The organism is Pseudomonas sp. 22082, assembly GCF_052046055.1.
Taxonomy (GTDB): Bacteria; Pseudomonadota; Gammaproteobacteria; order Pseudomonadales; family Pseudomonadaceae; genus Aquipseudomonas; species Aquipseudomonas pharyngis.
Genome location: NZ_JBQEQB010000007.1, coordinates 92172 through 111071, shown reverse-complemented (window position 1 = coordinate 111071; position 18900 = coordinate 92172). Strand labels below are relative to the sequence as shown.

General features: G+C 60.3%; 11 protein-coding genes. 4 read left to right on the top strand and 7 right to left on the bottom strand.

All coding sequences use genetic code 11. The features are described 5' to 3' along the window. Window positions 1–143 precede the first annotated feature (143 nt). Complete coding sequence (locus ACTJK9_RS10540) at window positions 144–959, bottom strand: carbon-nitrogen hydrolase family protein (RefSeq protein WP_221398038.1); 816 nt, start codon at window positions 957–959, stop codon at window positions 144–146. Window positions 960–1084: 125 nt separating this feature from the next. Here ACTJK9_RS10540 and ACTJK9_RS10535 point away from each other — a divergent pair, with 125 nt between their 5' ends. Both ACTJK9_RS10535 and ACTJK9_RS10530 read left to right on the top strand, forming a co-directional pair. Then, window positions 1085–1885, top strand: coding sequence for a helix-turn-helix transcriptional regulator (locus ACTJK9_RS10535; protein ID WP_011335770.1), 801 nt, complete (start codon window positions 1085–1087; stop codon window positions 1883–1885). A 36-nt stretch (window positions 1886–1921) separates the two neighbouring features. Continuing rightward, window positions 1922–3541, top strand: a complete 1620-nt coding sequence (locus ACTJK9_RS10530; protein ID WP_085647233.1) for an FMN-binding glutamate synthase family protein — start codon at window positions 1922–1924, stop codon at window positions 3539–3541. Between the two features lie 4 nt (window positions 3542–3545). On the opposite strand, the gene ACTJK9_RS10525 is transcribed toward ACTJK9_RS10530, so the two are convergent. From ACTJK9_RS10525 to ACTJK9_RS10510, 4 genes are all read right to left on the bottom strand, one after another. Then, entirely contained in the window at window positions 3546–5114 is a 1569-nt protein-coding gene (locus ACTJK9_RS10525) for a glycosyltransferase family 39 protein (RefSeq protein ID WP_143492871.1), read from the bottom strand. Next, on the bottom strand, window positions 5111–5485 hold the full coding sequence (locus ACTJK9_RS10520) for a GtrA family protein (RefSeq protein ID WP_085610895.1): 375 nt from the start codon (window positions 5483–5485) through the stop codon (window positions 5111–5113). The genes ACTJK9_RS10525 and ACTJK9_RS10520 overlap by 4 nt, the downstream gene beginning before the upstream one ends. A 108-nt stretch (window positions 5486–5593) precedes the next feature. Then, entirely contained in the window at window positions 5594–7099 is a 1506-nt protein-coding gene (locus ACTJK9_RS10515; RefSeq protein ID WP_085610896.1) for a glucosyltransferase domain-containing protein, read from the bottom strand. 170 nt (window positions 7100–7269) lie between these two features. Further along, entirely contained in the window at window positions 7270–8691 is a 1422-nt protein-coding gene (locus tag ACTJK9_RS10510; protein ID WP_011335773.1) for an amino acid permease, read from the bottom strand. A 498-nt stretch (window positions 8692–9189) separates the two neighbouring features. Between ACTJK9_RS10510 and ACTJK9_RS10505 the strand changes: the two genes are divergently transcribed. Beyond that, a complete protein-coding gene (locus tag ACTJK9_RS10505) occupies window positions 9190–12321 on the top strand; it encodes a transglycosylase domain-containing protein (protein ID WP_085610897.1) in 3132 nt (1043 codons plus the stop codon). Between the two features lie 290 nt (window positions 12322–12611). After that, window positions 12612–17531 (top strand): NEL-type E3 ubiquitin ligase domain-containing protein, encoded by a 4920-nt coding sequence (locus tag ACTJK9_RS10500; RefSeq protein ID WP_440813687.1) that lies wholly within the window; start codon window positions 12612–12614, stop codon window positions 17529–17531. A 64-nt stretch (window positions 17532–17595) separates the two neighbouring features. On the opposite strand, the gene ACTJK9_RS10495 is transcribed toward ACTJK9_RS10500, so the two are convergent. Both ACTJK9_RS10495 and ACTJK9_RS10490 read right to left on the bottom strand, forming a co-directional pair. Next, entirely contained in the window at window positions 17596–18096 is a 501-nt protein-coding gene (locus tag ACTJK9_RS10495) for a CS1 type fimbrial major subunit (RefSeq protein WP_221398042.1), read from the bottom strand. A gap of 33 nt (window positions 18097–18129) precedes the next feature. Continuing rightward, window positions 18130–18873, bottom strand: coding sequence for a pilus assembly protein (locus ACTJK9_RS10490; RefSeq protein WP_085610899.1), 744 nt, complete (start codon window positions 18871–18873; stop codon window positions 18130–18132). Window positions 18874–18900: the final 27 nt, after the last annotated feature.

Genomic DNA, 18900 nt, shown 5'->3' with positions numbered 1-18900 from the left:
CGACTTACTCCGGATTTTATTGGATTTATGGCAGAGGCCGAGTTCGGCGAATGTTTCGGGTGTTGCGTTGTTGTTTTTTGGGTAAGGCTTAAAGGTGCGTGATCGTTCCCACGCTCTGCGTGGGAACGATCAGGTACAACGGGTCAAGGGATCAGCAGCTCACGTACTCCTGAGGCGTGTTCAACCACCTCCCCCGGCAACCTCAACCGCTGATCATCCAGATACCGATAATCCTTGCGCGCCAGCTCCAGCTGAGCGAAATCCAGCTCGACACTGAACCGCCCTTCCTCACGCCCGGCCTCGAACAGCACCGTGCCCAGCGGATCCACCAGCGCACTGCCGCCGGCAAACATCAACCCGTCATCCCCGGCTTCCACACGGTTGACCATCAGCGCAAACGCCTGGTTTTCCTGGGCCCGGGCCATGATCGCGGTGCGGTGGGTCGGGCCGTACGGGTCCATGTTGCCGTTGGTCACGATCAACAACTCCGCGCCCAGTTGCGCCAGGGCCCGGGCCGATTCCGGGAACTCGATGTCGTAGCAGATCAGCAGACCGACCCGCACACCGTTCCACAGGCAGGTGGCGTAACGGTCACCAGCCTCGAACACACCGCGATCCGAGGCCCAGAGATGGGTCTTGCGATATTTCAGGGCGATGCCTTCGGGGGTAATCAGCAGCGTAGTGTTGTAGAAGCGGCCGTTGTCGTTCTCGGCCATGCCGATCACCACGGCGAGGTTGCGTTCGCGGGCGGCAGCCTGCACCGCGCTGACGGTCGGGCCGTCTACCGGCTCAGCGATCTGCGCCACGGTGGCGGCGGTCGGGAACCCCATCAGGTGGGTCTCGGGGAATACGATCAATTGCGTGTCGGCGGCGCAGGCCGCAATCGCCGCGAGGGCGCGTTCGAGGTTGTACGCCGTGTCTTTGTCACGGCCCGCCAGTTGGGCGAGTTCGACTTTCATGGGCAGTCCTTGTTATGGGCGCCGGGTGCCGAAAGATTGCCCGGCGGCTGTCTGTGGGCCAGTATGCTTCGCATTCGACCGGCCAGGGAATTACGCGGCCGGGGTAACCCGATAGGGGTAGAGGCATGACTCTTTCGTTTGACGACATCACCTGGCACCGCGCCGTCGGACAGTTGATCGACGCCCTCGACAAGCCGAATTTCTGGGCGCAACTGGTGCGCCTGCTCGACCAGTACGTGCCGTTCGATAGCTGGGTGGCGCTGCTGTTCAGCGCCGACCGCCACCCGCAGGTGTTCGCCGAATGCCCCGGTGCCGACGGCAGTCCCGATCAGCTGTTTCAGGATTACCTGCGCGGTCTGTACCTGCTCGACCCGTTCTACATCGCCTGCCGCGAGCAGTCGCGCACCGGGTTGTATCGCCTGTCGGAGGTCGCGCCGGAGCACTTCGAACTGACCGAGTATTACCAGCGATACTTTCGTCTGAATGTGGTGGCCGACGAAATCCAGTTCAATTGCCAGCTCGAGGGCGACCGCACGCTGTGCCTGTCGCTGGGCAGCCAGCAACGCTTCACCGGCGAGCAGATTGCCCTGTTGTCATTGATCCAGCCGTGGGTGCTCGGCCTGTTGCGCCAGCGCCTGCCCTATGAAATCAACGAAACCGTGGCATTGGCTCCGGCGCCTGCGCAACCGGACTGGCGGGTGCAGCTCGAGGCGTCGGTGCAGCAGCTCAAGGGCGCGCAGCTGACCGCCCGGGAACTGGACGTCGGGCGCCTGATGCTCAGCGGTTGCTCCAGTAAAGAAATCGCCCGTAAGCTGGAAATCTCTGTTGAAACCGTGAAAGTCCATAAGAAACACATGTACAGCAAGCTGGGGATCAAATCCCAGTCGGAGCTGTTTTCGATCTTTCTGCAGGCGCAGAACGCCTGACTGCCGCAAAAAAACCGTCCGAACCAAGGAAACCGTATGAGCCTGTCACTCCTGAGCCGCTACGCCTTCTTTGCCGTCTGCGTGATGTTCACCCTCGCCAGCCTGCCCTTTCTCGAACACGACTGGCTGTGGCCGATCACCGCCGTCACCGGCGTATTGAGCCTGATCGGTCTGTTCGACCTGCTGCAAAGCCCACACGCGGTGCGCCGCAACTATCCGATCCTGGGCAATATCCGTTATCTGGTCGAAGGCATCCGCCCGGAGATCCGCCAGTACCTGCTCGAATCCGACAGCGACGCCCTGCCCTTCTCCCGCGCCCAGCGTTCGCTGGTGTACTCGCGGGCCAAGAATGAAACCGCCGACAAGCCGTTCGGCACCCTGATCGACGTCTATCAGTCCGGCTTCGAATTCATCGGCCACTCGATGCGTCCGGCGCCGTTGAGCGACCCGAGCAGTTTCCGCGTCACCGTCGGTGGCCCGCAGTGCACCCAGCCGTACTCGGCGTCGGTGTTCAACATCTCGGCCATGAGTTTCGGCTCCCTCAGTGCCAACGCGATCCGCGCGCTGAACCAGGGTGCGAAACTCGGCAACTTCGCCCACGACACCGGCGAAGGCAGCATCAGCCCCTATCACCGCGAACACGGCGGTGACCTGACCTGGGAACTGGGCAGCGGCTATTTCGGCTGCCGCACCAGCGACGGCCGCTTCGACCCGGAACGCTTCGCCGCCCAGGCGCAGACCCCGCAAGTGCGGATGATCGAAATCAAGATGAGCCAGGGCGCCAAACCCGGCCACGGCGGGATCCTGCCCAAGCACAAAGTGACCCAGGAAATCGCCGACACCCGCGGCATCCTGATGGGCGAAGACTGCATTTCGCCGTCGCGCCACAGCGCGTTCTCCACGCCGATCGAAATGATGCATTTCATCCAGCAACTGCGTGAACTGTCCGGCGGCAAACCGGTGGGCTTCAAGTTCTGCCTCGGTCATCCGTGGGAGTTCATGGGCATCGCCAAGGCCATGCTGGAAACCGGCATCCTGCCGGACTTCATCGTGGTCGACGGCAAGGAAGGCGGGACCGGCGCCGCACCGGTGGAATTCACCGACCACATCGGCGTACCGATGCGCGAAGGTCTGCTGTTCGTGCACAACACGCTGGTCGGCCTGAATCTGCGGGACAAGATCAAACTCGGCGCCAGCGGCAAGATCGTCAGCGCTTTCGACATCGCCAGCGTGCTGGCCATCGGCGCCGACTGGGCCAACTCGGCGCGCGGCTTCATGTTCGCCATCGGCTGCATCCAGTCGCAAAGCTGCCACACCAACAAATGCCCGACCGGCGTCGCCACCCAGGACACCCTGCGCCAGCGCGCGCTGGTAGTGCCGGACAAGGCCCAGCGGGTCTACAACTTCCACCGCAATACACTCAAGGCACTGGCGGAAATGCTCGCCGCCGCCGGCCTCGATCATCCTTCGCAACTGTCGGCCAAGCATCTGGTGCGGCGCATGTCAGCGACCGAAATCAAACTGTTCTCGCAGTTGCACGTGTTCCTGAAGCCAGGGGAATTGCTCACCGGGGAAGTGAACGGCGAGTTCTACTCGCGGATGTGGCAGATGGCGCGGGCGGATAGTTTTGAGCCGCAGGATGGGGTGGCTGCCTGAGTGCTTATTGCATGTCGGCGTCCATGGATGCCGGCACAGAATCCGGGGCAAACAAATAAGCCGAAATGGGAGCGCCGTGGATCGTGATAGAGGGCGTGCATCCCTTGGCGAAAAGCGGCCTGTCAGCATGTAAATCGGCGTCTGTGATCCACCAGATCCTTTGGCTATGACAATCCAGAATCGTTACGCCGTCGAGATAGGTATTCATTACTGGATCCTGAATCAGGCTCAAGGCGTTGCGACGGGTGAGTTTCAAGAAGCCATCCATCGATGAGATCTCAAACCTGGGAGCGATGCCGGTGACGTTGAAATAAGCAAATGTCGGGTACCAAAAAGCGTTGGTTACTACGATTTCGTCTCCCGGGCGAGCTTTTTGATTCAATTGCGCCATCAACTGAGAAAACTGGGTGTCTCTGCGTCTCTCGGTTCCATTCAACCCATCTGTTTGCCAATACACCGTACTCAGCCCATGCAATTGCGCAAAGACGAAAAGCGGCAATGCCGCACTCGCCAACATAAAACGACGCGGCCACCAGATGTCCAAAGCGAGCGCCGCAATCATCGGCAGAGCTGGCGCGGTAAAAACCAGATATCGGGGTACAAGCAACGGTAGAAACAAAGAGATCAGGTAAACAGCAACCAGCGGGATAAAGAAATAGCCCACCAACAGAACACTGTATCGTCGCTCACCCTCGTTATTGATAATGGCTGTCACGGCACACGACACCACCAGAGCAAGGGGCATCAGGTGCCATAGACTCGGTTGGGAGATGCCGTCCCCCATTACGGTGAACTGCCAGACTAATGTCATTGCCCCCTGTAAGGTCACAGGCTCGATCCATCCCAAGCCCTCGGTGAGCGCAAGCTGCGATAAGAGGTGAGGTATCCAGGGCAAATATAGAAAAACGATGGCGACATTCGCGACTAACCATTGCTCTCCCGCCATTCTCGTTGCGTAGCGCTGCACTCCGCTTTGCCACCAAAACAGCCAATGCACCAACATGCACAAACCCGCGAAGTAGTGGGTATAAAACGCTGTAGTCATCAACAACACATACCAAGCCGCGAACCTGGTTTGCTCCGGCCTCCTGGCCCAACACACCAACGCCACCGTAGCGCCCATCAACCAGAACCCCAGCAAGGTATACATCCGCACTTCCTGACTGTAACGAACTGAAACCGGCAATAAAGCCAACAGCAATGCAGCCATCCACACCGCCCGGCGTGTGGCAATCAGGCTCATCAACTTGATACTCAGCAGCAACGTCCCGACATCCGCCAGTGCACTCAGCGCACGGGCCGGCAGCGCTCCTTCGCCCCACAGCAGCACCCAGTAATGCAGCAGGACGTAATAAAGCGGCGGATGCACATCCAGCGCCGTCAATGCCCAGATGCGTGTCGGTGTTTCTCGGGCCAGTAACAGACTGTAGGCCTCGTCATACCAGATACTCGGCACATCAATGGCGTAGAACCGGACGAACAGGGCGAGGGATACAACCGCCAGAAGGGCCAGTCTGTCGATCCTCAAGGAAGTGAACCCGGCGGAGGCGGCAACACTCGCAAGGCTTTTCATGCCTGACGCCCACGAAACAATACAAACCGGAAAAAGCAGTACCCCAGCAACAGATCCAGCAGTGAAAACACCGACACCGTCACCAGTCCGGGCAGACTCCATGCATCGGCGATCACACCTGTGCCGTAACTCAACGCCCCCATCACGCTGATAAACATCAGGTACGCCAGCACCGACGTTCCGGTCTCGAACGTGTAGAGCGCGTTCATGTAAAACGCGAAGGATGCGGCGATGCAAAACGCAGCGAAGTTGCTTGCCGCCTGATCGAGCTGAACCGCACTGGTCAGTACGAAAAAAACCTGCCAGTGGACCAGCGTTGCGGCGAGGCCGATTGCCGTTTGGGCGGGAAATCCTTTCCACAAGATCCTCATCGTCAATCCTTGCTGTCACTGCAACGGGCGGAGCTTTCACGCTAGGGCAAGGTACGGGTGCGGTCTACTGTCAGAAATTACAGGTAGGCGCTGGTTTCTGACCAACGGTCACCATTGCAATAACCGCCCGTGGGGCGGCTCTTTCATGACGATGAAGCCGTAGTCGCCGATCAGGTAGAGGCGGTAATAAAGGCTGTCCACCAAGGGTGGATAGCCCATCAGACCGGCGTGGGTCGCGTTGCGTCGTTCGCGTTCTGCAACCACATTGGTGATGCCCGCCGATGGCAGGGTTTCGGCGAGCATGAAGTAGTCGATGTTCAGCAAGTAACGCAGCACCGGCAGTTGTTTGAACGTCCCTTCCGCCCCCGCGAGCCAGCGGTCGGAGTACGTCACCGAGAGATAAATCCGTTTGGCTTCGCGCAGTTCTCGATGGGACGAGATGTCGTGGCTGAGGCTGTAGAGCGCACTGCTGGCGAAGGTTTTTTCCATCGTCAGCACCCGGCCATAAGCGAAGGACAGCGACAGCGTGGCCAGAAGCGGAATCGCCAACACCAAAGGCAACCGTTGATGCAGCGGCATCAACCCCAGCCAAGCCAGATAGAACAGCAGCATCAACAGCACGCCAAACCCCATCAGGGTGCGTGCGCCTTCGTTGAAATCGCGAAACAGCAGGGTCATGCCCGGCACCAGCAGCACAACCAGCGGCAATGCCAGCAGGCAACTGAAGCTCAGGAGCAAACCCTTGGCGCGCGGCATTTCGCGCTCGCGCACTTGGCGCCCCAACTGCACGGCGCCGAAGACGGCGCACAGCACCAACACAATACAAACCACCGTGTAGCCGCCGTGAAACAGCAGCGCAACCTTCTCCATCACCCGACCGATATTGACGCCGATCTGCAGCAACGGGTCAGCGCTCGGATTCAGCAATTGCGTGCGTCCGGCGTCAGTGAATGGATAGGCCGTGACGCTGTAGATCAGCACCGCCAGCAGCATTTGCGCCAGCCGCCAACCTGACCGGTGCTTGAGTTCATCCCACGGCACTTGCCGATGAACATTGCGCAGCAATTCCAGGCAGCACAACCCGAGAAACACATTCAGGCTGATCTGATACAACCCGATCGCCAGCGCCAGCAACACCGATGGCACCAGCCATCGCTGAATGCGTGAAGCGCCGCAAAAGGTGATTGCATAAATCACCGCGACCAGGCTCAGGGCCATGCCGGCGCCGTCGTATTGATAGGACAGGTTCTGCAACAGGAACGGGTTGTACCAGAGCGGCAACGGCACCAGACAACAGGCCAGCGTCGGTTCGGGAAAATAGTGGAAGGTCAGCCGGGTCAGAGCGAACGACATCGCTACGGTGGCGAGCAACAGCGGCAGTGGAAAAATATTCGGCGCAGCGCCGGTGAAGCTCAGCGCCTGATACAGCCAATCCATGAACAACCGCCCCTGCCCCGCCCAGGCGTTGCCAGCAGCGAGGGTGCGCCAGTTGTCGTCGATGTAGGGGAAATCGGCGAGGATCAGCGGCAGGATGTACAGCAGCGTGGCGAGCAGGAAGAACAGCACGACCTGACGGCGGCCGAGTTCTCTTACGAGAAAATCGCTGATCCTCATACCTGCGCCTCTTTTCACGGCTGCGCGGGAAACAACGTAGATAAACCTTCGAACATGACTCTGAATCAGAGGTCGTTTTTTGCGCTGATTTCAGACCAGCGGCATCAACTCACCCCCATGAAAAAGCCCCGGACTTTCGACCGGGGCTTTCAGGTTTCAGCGACAACGAATTACGAAGCCGAACGCATCGCGCCCTGTACCGAATCCTTCGGTTGCAGCTTGAACACGTAGAACAACACGGTCAGCAGCACCAGGAACGCCGGGCCTACATACAGCGCCACACGAGTATCCGGGAAGTACGCCATCAAGCCGACCACCAGCACCAGGAACGCCAGCGCCAGATACGAGCTGACCGGGAACAGCCACATCTTGTACTTCAGGCCCGCACGTTCGCTGGCGCTCAGGCCTTTGCGGAATTTGAGCTGGGCCAGCAGGATCATCACCCAGGTCCAGATCGCGCCGAAGGTGGCAATCGAGGTCACCCAGACGAAGACTTTTTCCGGCACCAGATAGTTGAGCAGCACGCCCAGCAGCAAGGCGAAGATCGACAGCAGCAACGCCCGACGCGGTACGCCGTTGCTCGAGGTGCGAGCGAATCCGGCCGGCGCCTGGCCGTTCTGCGCCAGGCTGTAGAGCATGCGCCCGGTGCTGAAAATGCCGCCGTTGCACGACGACAGTGCAGCGGTAATCACCACGAAGTTGATGATGCCGGCGGCGGTCTTGATGCCCAGACGCTCGAAGGTCATCACGAACGGACTGCCCTGGGTGCCGATTTCGTTCCACGGGTAGATCGACAGGATCACGAACAGCGCGCCGACGTAGAACAGCAGGATCCGCCAGAACACCGAGCCGATTGCATTCGGGATGGTCTTCTGCGGGTTCTTCGCTTCACCGGCGGTCAGGCCGATCATTTCCACACCGAGGTAGGCGAACATCACCATCTGCAGGGACATCAGCACGCCCGTCACGCCGTTGGGCATGAAGCCGCCGTGGGCCCACAGGTTGGAAATCCCCAGCGCCACGCCGTCATTGCCGAAACCGAAGGCGATGATGCCGATGCCGCCGAGCACCATGGCGATGATGGTGACGATCTTGATCAGGGCGAACCAGAACTCGAATTCACCGAAGGCCTTCACCGCGATCAGGTTGATCGAGCCCATGCTGACCAGCGCCGCCAGCGCCCAGATCCAGCGCGGTACATCGGGGAACCAGATGCCCATGTACACCGCCACCGCGGTGATTTCGGCGACGCAGGTTACCAGCCACAGGAACCAGTAGTTCCAGCCGGTGAGAAAGCCCGCCAGCGGGCCGAGGTAATCCTGTGCATAGCGACTGAAAGAGCCGGCAACCGGGTTGTGTACGGCCATTTCGCCGAGGGCGCGCATGATCACCAGGATCGCCAGACCGCCGATGATGTACGAGAGCATGATCGCCGGGCCGGCCATTTCGATGGCCTTGGCCGAACCGAGAAACAGACCGACACCGATACAGGCGCCGAGCGCCATCAGGCGAATATGCCGTTCACCAAGTTCGCGTTTGAGCGGACCGCCTTGAGCGGTTTCGCCATGGGGCGGGTGATTGCCGACTGGCATGGGGGAGTTCCTCGTCTTGTTATTGGATGTGACCACCGAGTGTTCAAGCGTCGGCCGATAAGCCTGCGCCTGGGTAAAACCGGCCCTGCTTCGTGGGCAGGATCGTCCCGCAGAAGCAACCTGCGGGATCAGCGGGGCGTGCAGTATAAAAAGCTTGCGACAGGTTTTTTCACTCTATAAGGCATCTGATTCAGACTTAAACCTCGTCTATTGCGAGGTTTACGAGACAAACCATCCTGCATTTCGAGGATTATTCACGGCGCAAATGGGCGCCGAGTATTGCACAGCAATGGTGCAACGTCATGCCGCGACCAAAGTCGCAGCTGCCTCAGGACCTCTCTGTTCCGGACTTTTCAGGCCTGCGATCACTTGCCGGAGGGTTGCAGCCGGATGTGCAGATTTGTTCAGGGTCCCGCCTTCACAATTTTTTCACCCGCGCCAACCACCGACTAAGCTTCAGACAAGTCCGATCAATCTGCGTGAATGGATCAATCGACTATGGGCGCTTTGTGGCAAACCGATTCGAGTGAAAAAGTGGTTCCGACTGAACGTGTGGATGAAGCGCCTTTACCTGAAAAACCCCGCCGCAACCGGCACGGGTGGAAGGCTTTCTGGCTTCTGGTGGTGATCATCGCGATTGTCGTGGGCCTGGCCGCGATGAAGGAAATGCGCACCTCGCGCTTTCAGTCCCGCGAGGTCAGCCAGTACGCCGCCAAACTCAAGTACGAATTGCAACCGGGGCCCAGCGAAGCGATCCGCTATCCGGGCAACGGGCCGTTCGACCTGCGCCTGGGCTACAGCTCGCTGGACGAGTTCCTGCCACGGCTGCTCAAGCGCAACTACGTAATCACCGAGCAGACGCGCTTCTCCCCGGCCCTGCTCAATTACACCGACAAGGGCTTGTTCGTGCCCTACTCCGAGAAGATCCAGGCCGGGCTGTCGATCACCGATTGCCGCGCAGCGCCGTTGTATCAGTACAACTATCCGCAGCAGCTGTACGCGAGTTTCGATTCGATCCCGCCGGTGGTGGTCAACAGCCTGCTGTTCATCGAAAACCGTTTTCTGCTCGACCCAAAGCAACCGCTGGCCAACCCGGCGGTGGACTGGCCGCGCTTCGGCATGGCCGCGTGGTCGCAGGTCGCCAAGTTGCTGCACTTGCCAGGGCAGTCGGCCGGCGGCAGTACCCTGGCCACCCAGCTTGAGAAATACCGCCACTCGCCCGACGGGCTGACGGTGTCCGGCGCGGAGAAAATCCGCCAGATGATTTCCGCCAGCGTGCGCGCCTATCAGGGCGGCCCGGACACCTTGCCGGCGCGGCAGAACATCATTCGTGACTACCTCAACAGCGTGCCGCTGTCGGCGGTGCCGGGACATGGCGAAGTGCACGGCATGGCCGAGGGCCTGCGGGTCTGGTACGGCGCCGATTTCAACGAGGCCAACCGCAAACTCTCCAGCTCGGCGACCGATCCGCAGTCCATGGCGGACAAGGGCCTGGCCCTGCGCGAAATGCTCTCGCTGATGATCGCTCAGCGCCGTCCTTCGCATTACCTGACCAAGGGCCGCGAGGAACTGGTCGAACTGACAAACAGCCACCTGCGCCTGCTCAAACAGAACGGTGTGATCGACGCCGCCCTGGCCGATGCCGCGCTGGCCAGCACCATCAGCTATCGCGACTGGCAGACCCAGCCGACGATTCAACCGATCGAGACCAACAAGGGCATCAGTGTCGCCCGCAGCCGGTTGGCATCGATGCTCAACCGTCCGCTGTACGACCTTGACCGCCTCGACCTCTCCGCCACCAGCACCCTGCAAGGCGAGCTGCAAACCCAGGCCACCGCCTATCTGAAACGACTGGCTGACCCGGCCTATGCGACCGAAGTCGGCCTGATGGGCGAACGCCTGCTGACGCCCACCAGCACTACTCAGGTGCGTTACAGCTTCACCCTGTTCGAGCTGACCCCGGACGGTTCACGTGTGCGGGTGCAGACCGACAGCACCGATCAGCCGTTCGACATCAACGAAGGCAGCAAACTGGAGCTGGGCTCCACGGCGAAAATGCGGGTGCTGACCACCTACCTGCAAATCATCGCCGAGCTGCATGACAAATACGCCGCCATGAGCGTGCCGGAGCTGAAGAAAGTCGAGGTCCCTGAACAGGATCGCCTGAGCCGGTGGGTGGTCGATTACCTGATCCAGAACAAGGATCGCGATCTGTCGAAATTGCTCGGCGCAGCCCTTGATCGCAAATACTCTGCCAGTCCCGGCGAAGCTTTTTTTACCGGTGGCGGGCTGCACACGTTTCATAACTTTCGCAAGGAAGACAACGGCCGCCTGCCGACCCTGCGCGATGCCCTGCGCGAATCGATCAACCTGCCGTTCATTCGCCTGATGCGCGATCTGGTGCGCTACACCACCTACTCAGGCCCCAACAACAGCGCCGAGCTGCTCAAGGACGACCGCGACCCAAGACGTCAGGAATACCTCGCCTCGTTCGCCGATCGCGAGGGCACCTCGTTCCTGCTCAAGTTCTGGAAGAAGTACCGCAACAAGGACACCCAGGCCCGGCTCGATACCTTCCTCGACAGCATGCGCCCGACCCCGATCCGCATGGCCGCCGTGCACCGTTACCTGCTGCCCAACGCCAGCCAGGAGGACTTCAACACCTTTGTGCGCTCGCACCTCAAGGGCGTAAAAATTACCGAGAAACTCACCGACGAACGCCTGGAGCGGCTCTATCTGGCCTACGGACCCGGCACCTACGACCTGCCGGATCAAGGCTTCATCGCCAAGGTTCACCCGCTGGACCTGTGGATGATCGGCTACCTGCTCAACCACCCCGACGCGACCTTCAAGGACATCGTCAAGGCCAGCCAGTTCGAGCGTCAGGAAGTCTACAGCTGGCTGTTCAAGAGCAGGCACAAGGGTGCACGTGACAGCCGCATCCGCACCATGCTGGAGATCGAAGCGTTCCTCGACATTCATCAGCGCTGGCAGAAAGTCGGCTACCCGTTCGATCACCTGGTGCCGTCGCTGGCCACCGCCATCGGCAGCTCCGGGGATCGCCCCGCCGCATTGGCCGAACTGATCGGCACCATCCTCAACGACGGTGTGCGCATGCCGACCCTGCGCATCGACAGCCTGCACTTTGCCGCTGGCACGCCTTACGAAACGAAACTGGTCAATGATCCTCATGTGGGCAAACGGGTGATGCCGTCCGAAGTCGCCACGGCGATGCGTGAAGCGCTGTCGCAAGTGGTGGACTCGGGAACCGCCAAACGTGTTTCCGGCAGTTTCAAACTGGCCGATGGAACACCGCTGACCATGGGCGGCAAGACCGGCACAGGCGACAACCGGATCGAAGCGATTGGCTCCGGAGGACGGATTCTCAGTTCGAAATCGATCAACCGCACGGCGACCTTCGTGTTCTACATCGGCGACCACCATTTCGGCACGCTCACAGCGTTCGTTCCGGGGCGCTCGGCCGAGAACTTCAAATTCACCTCGGCCCTGCCGGTGCAAGTGCTCAAGGGCATGGCACCGATCCTGATGCCGTACCTGCAACCGGGCAGCGACTCGCAGTGCCTGCCCCCTGCAAACACAGCGGTGGCGGCACTGAGTACGGGCACTTGAAACGGATTCAAAGCCGGGGTGTTATTTATATGTTTTATACATATCAATATTCAATGGATCCGCGATAAACCCCAGCATTCCCAAACAGGCTTTTGAACTAATCATTCCGAGTCTTGAACGTTAGTCTGAAAACTCACGACTTATTCAAGGCTTCACCAATGACTGCAATAAATGAATACAAAGGGCAACATTACGAATTGATAAAATCGCGTATCGACGCTGTTTATCTTGATATGCGCTGGCATCGAAACAATGCATTGCGACATGTTCCGCTGCATCGTCATATGTGGATGACCGATTTGCCGGCCAACCATGCCGAACGCTTGGACAGCGCCAACAAGAAGGCCTGGAGCACGCAGAACAAGGTTGACCGGATACTGTCGCGTTTGCAGGACATTCGTGCATTCGCCGAGCCATTGTTGCGGGCAAAGTTGTTTGAGCAATACAAAATCAATGTCGACGTCGAAAACACCTGTTTGCGACTGTATGTCCCCAAGGAAAGCAGTTGGTGGGTGATTCAAGTTTCAAAAGGATATAGCGCAAGAACCGTGTCGCTCCTCGATGCGGCCCTTCATAACTTCGCCTATGACGAAACATTCGCAAAAGACTCGGCTTTCGTCGTCAAGACCGATCCTGCGCGCGACCTGTTCGATGTATCACCGATCAATAGCCGGATCAGTGTCAGCCAGTTTCAGGCGCTGTGCCGCGAACTGGACATCGGCGCGCAGTACAAGGCCCACCTCGAAACGTTCCTGCTCGAGCGGGACCCGGCCTCTGTTGCCTATCTGAAACTCCAGGTCCAGCGCAGCCAGCAATCGGCGCTCAAGGCTGCCGCGCACATCGCGCTGGCGAAAAACGACATCAGCCGTCAGGGGCACGCACTGGTCCGCGAACTGCTCGAAGGTCGGCAGCAATTGAAGCTCGATCAGCAATCCATGCAGCTCTGCGATCTGGGCATGATGGACCTCACGCTCACCGGGATCCTGATCATCAGGCCCGATCCCGATACACCGCAGCGCTCACAGAAAATGATCGCCTATGTACCTCACGACCCCGAGCATCCGCTCAAGGAATACCCGTCCATCCCGGATTTCATGAACGAACTGAGCCGGCAACTGCGCGACAACAACGTCCTGCCATCGACCGGCATGAGCTACCGTCAGTTCTTCAGCCAGTTTGTCGATCACGAACAACGCGGACATTTTTTCGCCGATCTCGAGCAACGTCTCACGTACGTCAAGTGGTACCCGAGGGAGCCGGGCGATCCGCGGCCGTCCTGGCGCGAAACTCCGGTGAGCAATCCCCAGTTGCAGTTCAGCGCCCCGCCGATCAACCAGCCGCTGTGGACTCACCTTTACCAGCAACGACTGAACAAGATTCTCAATGACGCCCGGGGCATCGCGGTGCCCACTGCCGACGCGGACAGTCAGGCGCGCTGGGCCTGGTGGGAAAACTTCAAGAAAATCGCTTCGGATATCTTCAATGCAGCGCTGCTGGTGATGACACCTTTCGTACCGTTTCTGGGCGAACTCATGCTCGCCTATACCGCGTACCAGCTTACGAACGAAGCGGTCGAAGGCATGGTGGACCTGGCCGAGGGGCATTTCGCCGAAGTGGGCGAACATGTGCTGGGGGTGGTGACCGACGTCCTGCAACTTGCGGCATTCGGCGCCGGCGTGACGATCGGCAACACCTTTCGCCTGAAGCTTTCACCGCTGATCGAAGGGATGAGGCCCGTGCGCTCGTTCGACGGCAAGACCCGCCTCTGGCACCCGGATCTCACACCCTATGAGCAACCGACACTGGCACCGAACCCGACATCGAAACCCGACACCCTCGGTCTGCACCAGGTCGCCGGCAAAACCGTCCTGCCCCTGGAGGGCAAGCATTACCAGGTGCTGTACGACATCTCCAGCGACCAATATCGAATCCTGCACCCGACGCGCTCACAAGCCTACGCTCCCCAATTGCGCCACAACGGCCTGGGTGCCTGGGTCCACGAAGGCGAACGGCCCCAGGACTGGGAAGGATCAACCCTGATGCGACGGATCGGGCATTCCGTCGATGACTACACGCCCGCCGAGCTGGAAACACTGCGCCGCATCAGCGGCACGCCGGACGACTCGTTACGCCGGATGCATGTCGACAACGCCGCTCCGCCACCGCTGCTGGCCGACACCGTCGCCCGTTTCGATACCTGGGATCGAACCCGCGGTGCGAGCCAGCTCGTGCGTCACGGGCAACCCTTGCCCGCCGACTCCTACTGGTTTGAAACCATCGCGGCGAACCTGCCGGGATGGCCGGCGGATAAAGGGCTGAGAGTCTTCGAGCAAGCCGACCTGACCGGCAGCCACCGCCAGTACGGCAACGCCGCAGCGCCCTCCGACAAGATGCTGGACATCAGTCTTGCCGACCTGATGGCTGGCCGGCTGCCGGAGCGTCTGCCCGGTTTTCTGAGTGAATCCGACATGACCGCCGTGCTGGGCAGACATTACCCCCAGGACTTGCAGGTCCAGGCGCTGCGCAATCGGATGGCGCAAGCCGTCGAGGCGCGAACCCCCGAGATTTTCGATTACGAGTACCGACTCAGGAACCGCTCCGGCAATCCGCAGGTGAATCTGCTGCAGCGCCGACTCCCGCAACTGCCATCGGCGGTCGCTCAGCCCCTGCTGGAGCAGGCGACGCCTGCGGAACGACAGCTCATGTCCGAACAGCAACGCATTCCCCTGCGCCTGAAGAACCTGGCCCGTGAAAGTGCCTTCGAAGCGCGGGCGGCCCGTGCCGTCGAAGGCCTCTACGAACCGGCATTGCTGGTGCCCGATACCGAGCGACTGGCTCTCAATGCCCTGCGACTGCATGTCGACGCCTTCGCCGACTTGCGCATCGAAGTACGCGACGGCACCACTGAAGGACCGCTGCGTTGCCGTGCCGGGGCCGAAGACGCGACCAGCGTGCGAATCCTGGTCAGGGACGAGCATGGCCGCTATGAGGTGCACGATGGCGAGAACAGGCTGCTCCACGGTGCCGACAGTCTCTATGAAGCCGTCCTGTCAGCCCTGCCGGTGACAAAACGCAACGCACTGGGCTATCGCCCGGGGCAAGGGGAACTGTTCAGGCAATGGGTGATGGCCAAGGCGCATACACCCGCCGAGCGCCGGACACTGCTTGCCCGGCCACCCCTGCGGGCGTTCGTGCCCCGGCAGACCGAGCTGCTGGTGCAGGGCAAGGGGCTGTCCAAGGTACGCTGGCCGTTCACCGAGAAAACCGTCGAAACCAAGGTGCAGGAACTCTATCCGCACTTTGACCGGGGCGAGGTGGCTGCCTTCACCCGTTCGTTGCAGGCCAAGGGCGATCCCCACCAGGAAATCGAACGCCTGAAGCTTGAGCGGACAAACCTGAGGAACACCCTGGAGAACTGGCGCCAACGCTATCTGAGCGGATTCGAGCCGGACGACGCCGGCCGCCTGCCCGACGCCTACTGGGAGTTCGAGCGCAAGGGCGGTCGGCTGATCATGGAGCGTCTGGTGGATTGCTTCGACAGGATTGGCGAGGTGTTCGGCGAACGCGGCACCCGTCTGGAGGACGGTTACACCCTGGACCTGTCCTCACAGCTACTGCCGCACAATCTCGAACGCTGGTGGCCACCCTTGCCGGAACTCAAACCGTATCTGGAACAAATCACGACGCTGAGCCTCGATGCCCAGCAGTTCTCGTCCGGGCCAGGGGGGCTGCTCAAGAACTTTCCCAATCTGCAGCAACTCAGTGCCAGGAACTGTGGCTTGCGAAGCCTGCCCGAGAACATCGGCAATATGACGCAGCTCAGAACCCTGCGACTCAGTGACAACATGATCGAGCTGACGCCGTCCGCCATCGAGCAGATGCAGAGACTCGAACGCCTGGAAATCCTGCGACTGGACAACAATCCATTGGGCGACCCGCCGCCCGTGCAGCGCATGCCCTGGCTCAAGGTCCTGAACCTGTCCAATACCGATCTCAAGGCCTGGCCGCCCGGGGTATTCAGTCTTGCCCGACCGAAGGGCTTTTTCCTCGATCTGCGCAGAAATCGGCTGCGTTCCATACCCGACGTCGCCCCAGGCTCGGACAAGGCCCTTCTCATCGCCCGTACCCGAGTCGACCGGGAAAAACTGCCGCCCGACCTTCGCATGACTTACGAACAGTACCGGGAGTCCGTGGGGTTGATGCCTGCCGTCAAGTATCGGTTGCCTGCCGCAGATCTGCTGGAGAAATGGACGCCCGACGAAGATGCATCGCTGTACAGCGAATCACCCGGCATCGGTATCCACCGCGCAGAGGATTGGCATGAACTGATTAACGAGCCGGATTCCGAAGGTTTTTTCAAGGTCATCCAGGACCTGACCCGTTCCGCCGACTACCGCCAGGGGGGACGCGCTCGCGCACAACTGACCGACCGCGTATGGCGCATGGTGGACGCCATGACACTCGACCCGATGCTGCGCGAAGAACTGTTGCTCATGTCCACCGAACCGGAGGGCTGTGAGGACGCCGGCGCCCAACTGTTCAACAACATGGGGGTAAAAGTGCTGGCCACGGAAGCCTTGAGCTTCTCCACTACCCTCGCCGAAACCGAATCGCGACTGGTGACGCTGGCCAAAGGGTCGGCGCGCCTTGAGCAAGTGGGTGAAATTGCCCGTGCCGATATCAAGGCACGTGGGCCGGACAGCAACCCCGATCAGGTCGAGGTGCATCTGGCGTATGAAACCGGACTGGCCAGGCGTCTGGATCTGCCCTGGCAGTCCGAGGCCATGAGGTTTCGCCCGGTGGCAGGCGTCACTGACGAGGCGATCGACAAAGCCTACGGGAAGATCATTGCAGCCGAAGCCGGCGACGGGCTGGTCAATCAAATGATCGAGCAACCGTTCTGGGATCGCTATCTGCGCCAGACCTACCCGAGCGATTTCGCCAGTAATACAGCGCTGTTCCATGACCGGCTGGAGCTGCTGTCATTGCGCCGGGAATGGCAGCGGGCACCCAGCCAAAGCGAGCAGCAGACCCTGTTGAAAAGCCTGGTGAGACTGGCGGACAAACTGTCCATCCCGCTGGACCAGGTCCTGACGGAGGAGCCATTGACCGATGCCGTCTACGAGAGCCTGCAACGCGACATCGGTTACGAGGAAAAGGGACTGAGCAGACGCCTGACCCGCGAAGCCATGGCCCGGGCCGGGATCTGATCTTCGACCGGTGTACGTGAGGCAAGCGCGCAATACCCTTCGCAACGCCATGCCAGGCCCGGGATCACGCTCCCGGTGCCCTGGCATTGAACAGCAGCATCACGGTGCCGCTGTAATCCCCCGGCCGGAATCCTCCGGTCGGTTTCAACGGTTCTATCTCCAGCAGCACTCGCTTGCCCACCGCCGCCTCCTCCTGTGACAGCACGAGTCGGGAAGGCACTTCAGGCCCGAGCACTACGCCATTGAAAGTGACCTTCAGCCAGATGTCCTCGCTCGACCTGCCGTTCGACAGATGCGCAGGGCTGTCCAGACGTGCCTCTATAGCGCTGGAGTCATGCCGCACATCGAAGTGCTTGCTCAGCGTGCTAAGCGTCTCGCTGCCGGGATTCCAGACCAGGCGCTGGACCCGGTGGATCCAGTCCGGTTCGGCGGGCACGATATAGAACGGCCGACTTGGAATCGTCAGGGACACCTCGAAAACGTGTTCCTCGCGGGCCCCCCATGTCGGGTGACTGGTCAGTGCGGTGATTGCCATCAATGCAAGGACGGCACATTGCTTGTTCATGTTCTTTACCTGCCGCGTCAATGGAAACCGCCGTCAGCGGCTCGTCACCCTCAAGTCTTTTTTGCTGTCGCCTTCGATCAACTTGAAGCGGTACTCGCGGCCCTTCTCCTTGTCGAAGGCAAACGTCTTGCCGGCCAGGATATGGTGCTTGGTGGTCGCGCCGCAGTCGGTTTCGTTACTCAGGGAACAGCTCTTGAACTCATCGACGATGACCACGGTGTTGCCGCTGTTGCGCAGCTCATAGCGATCGCCCGTTTCATTGACGACGGTCTCGAACCGGGCGTCCCTGGGCCGTACGAAAAAGATCGTGCCGAAACCGGTCATCAGGTTGACCCCGGCCGACAACGCCTCCTTGTAGGCGTCACGCTCCTGCTCGCTCACCACGAATTCATCCTCCTTCTCAGGCACCACCGGCACGAAACGCACCCGGAAATAGCGCTCGCGATCCCGCTCGCCCATGTACAGCAGGCGTGTGCCCTGCATGCCTTTGGTCGGCACGATCAACCGCGCCGGGCTGGCCATGAGGCCATTGCGCGACGCGCCGTCGGTGGCCGTCTCGATCGGGATTTCCTGCGGTTTGCCCTGATCGTCATAGACGATTTCCAGCACGTTGACCTTGACGAAGGCCGTGCTGTCGCCGCTGTTGAATACACGTTTGAGGTAGGTGCTCTTGTCACCATCCAGATAGTCGTACACCGTGCCGACATTGATCTGCGGCCCGGCCAGTGCGGGTCCGCCGAGCAGCCCGAGCAGTGAAAGCAGAAACAGGCGTGTCATCGTCTTCAACCTTTTGAAAGATGTAAG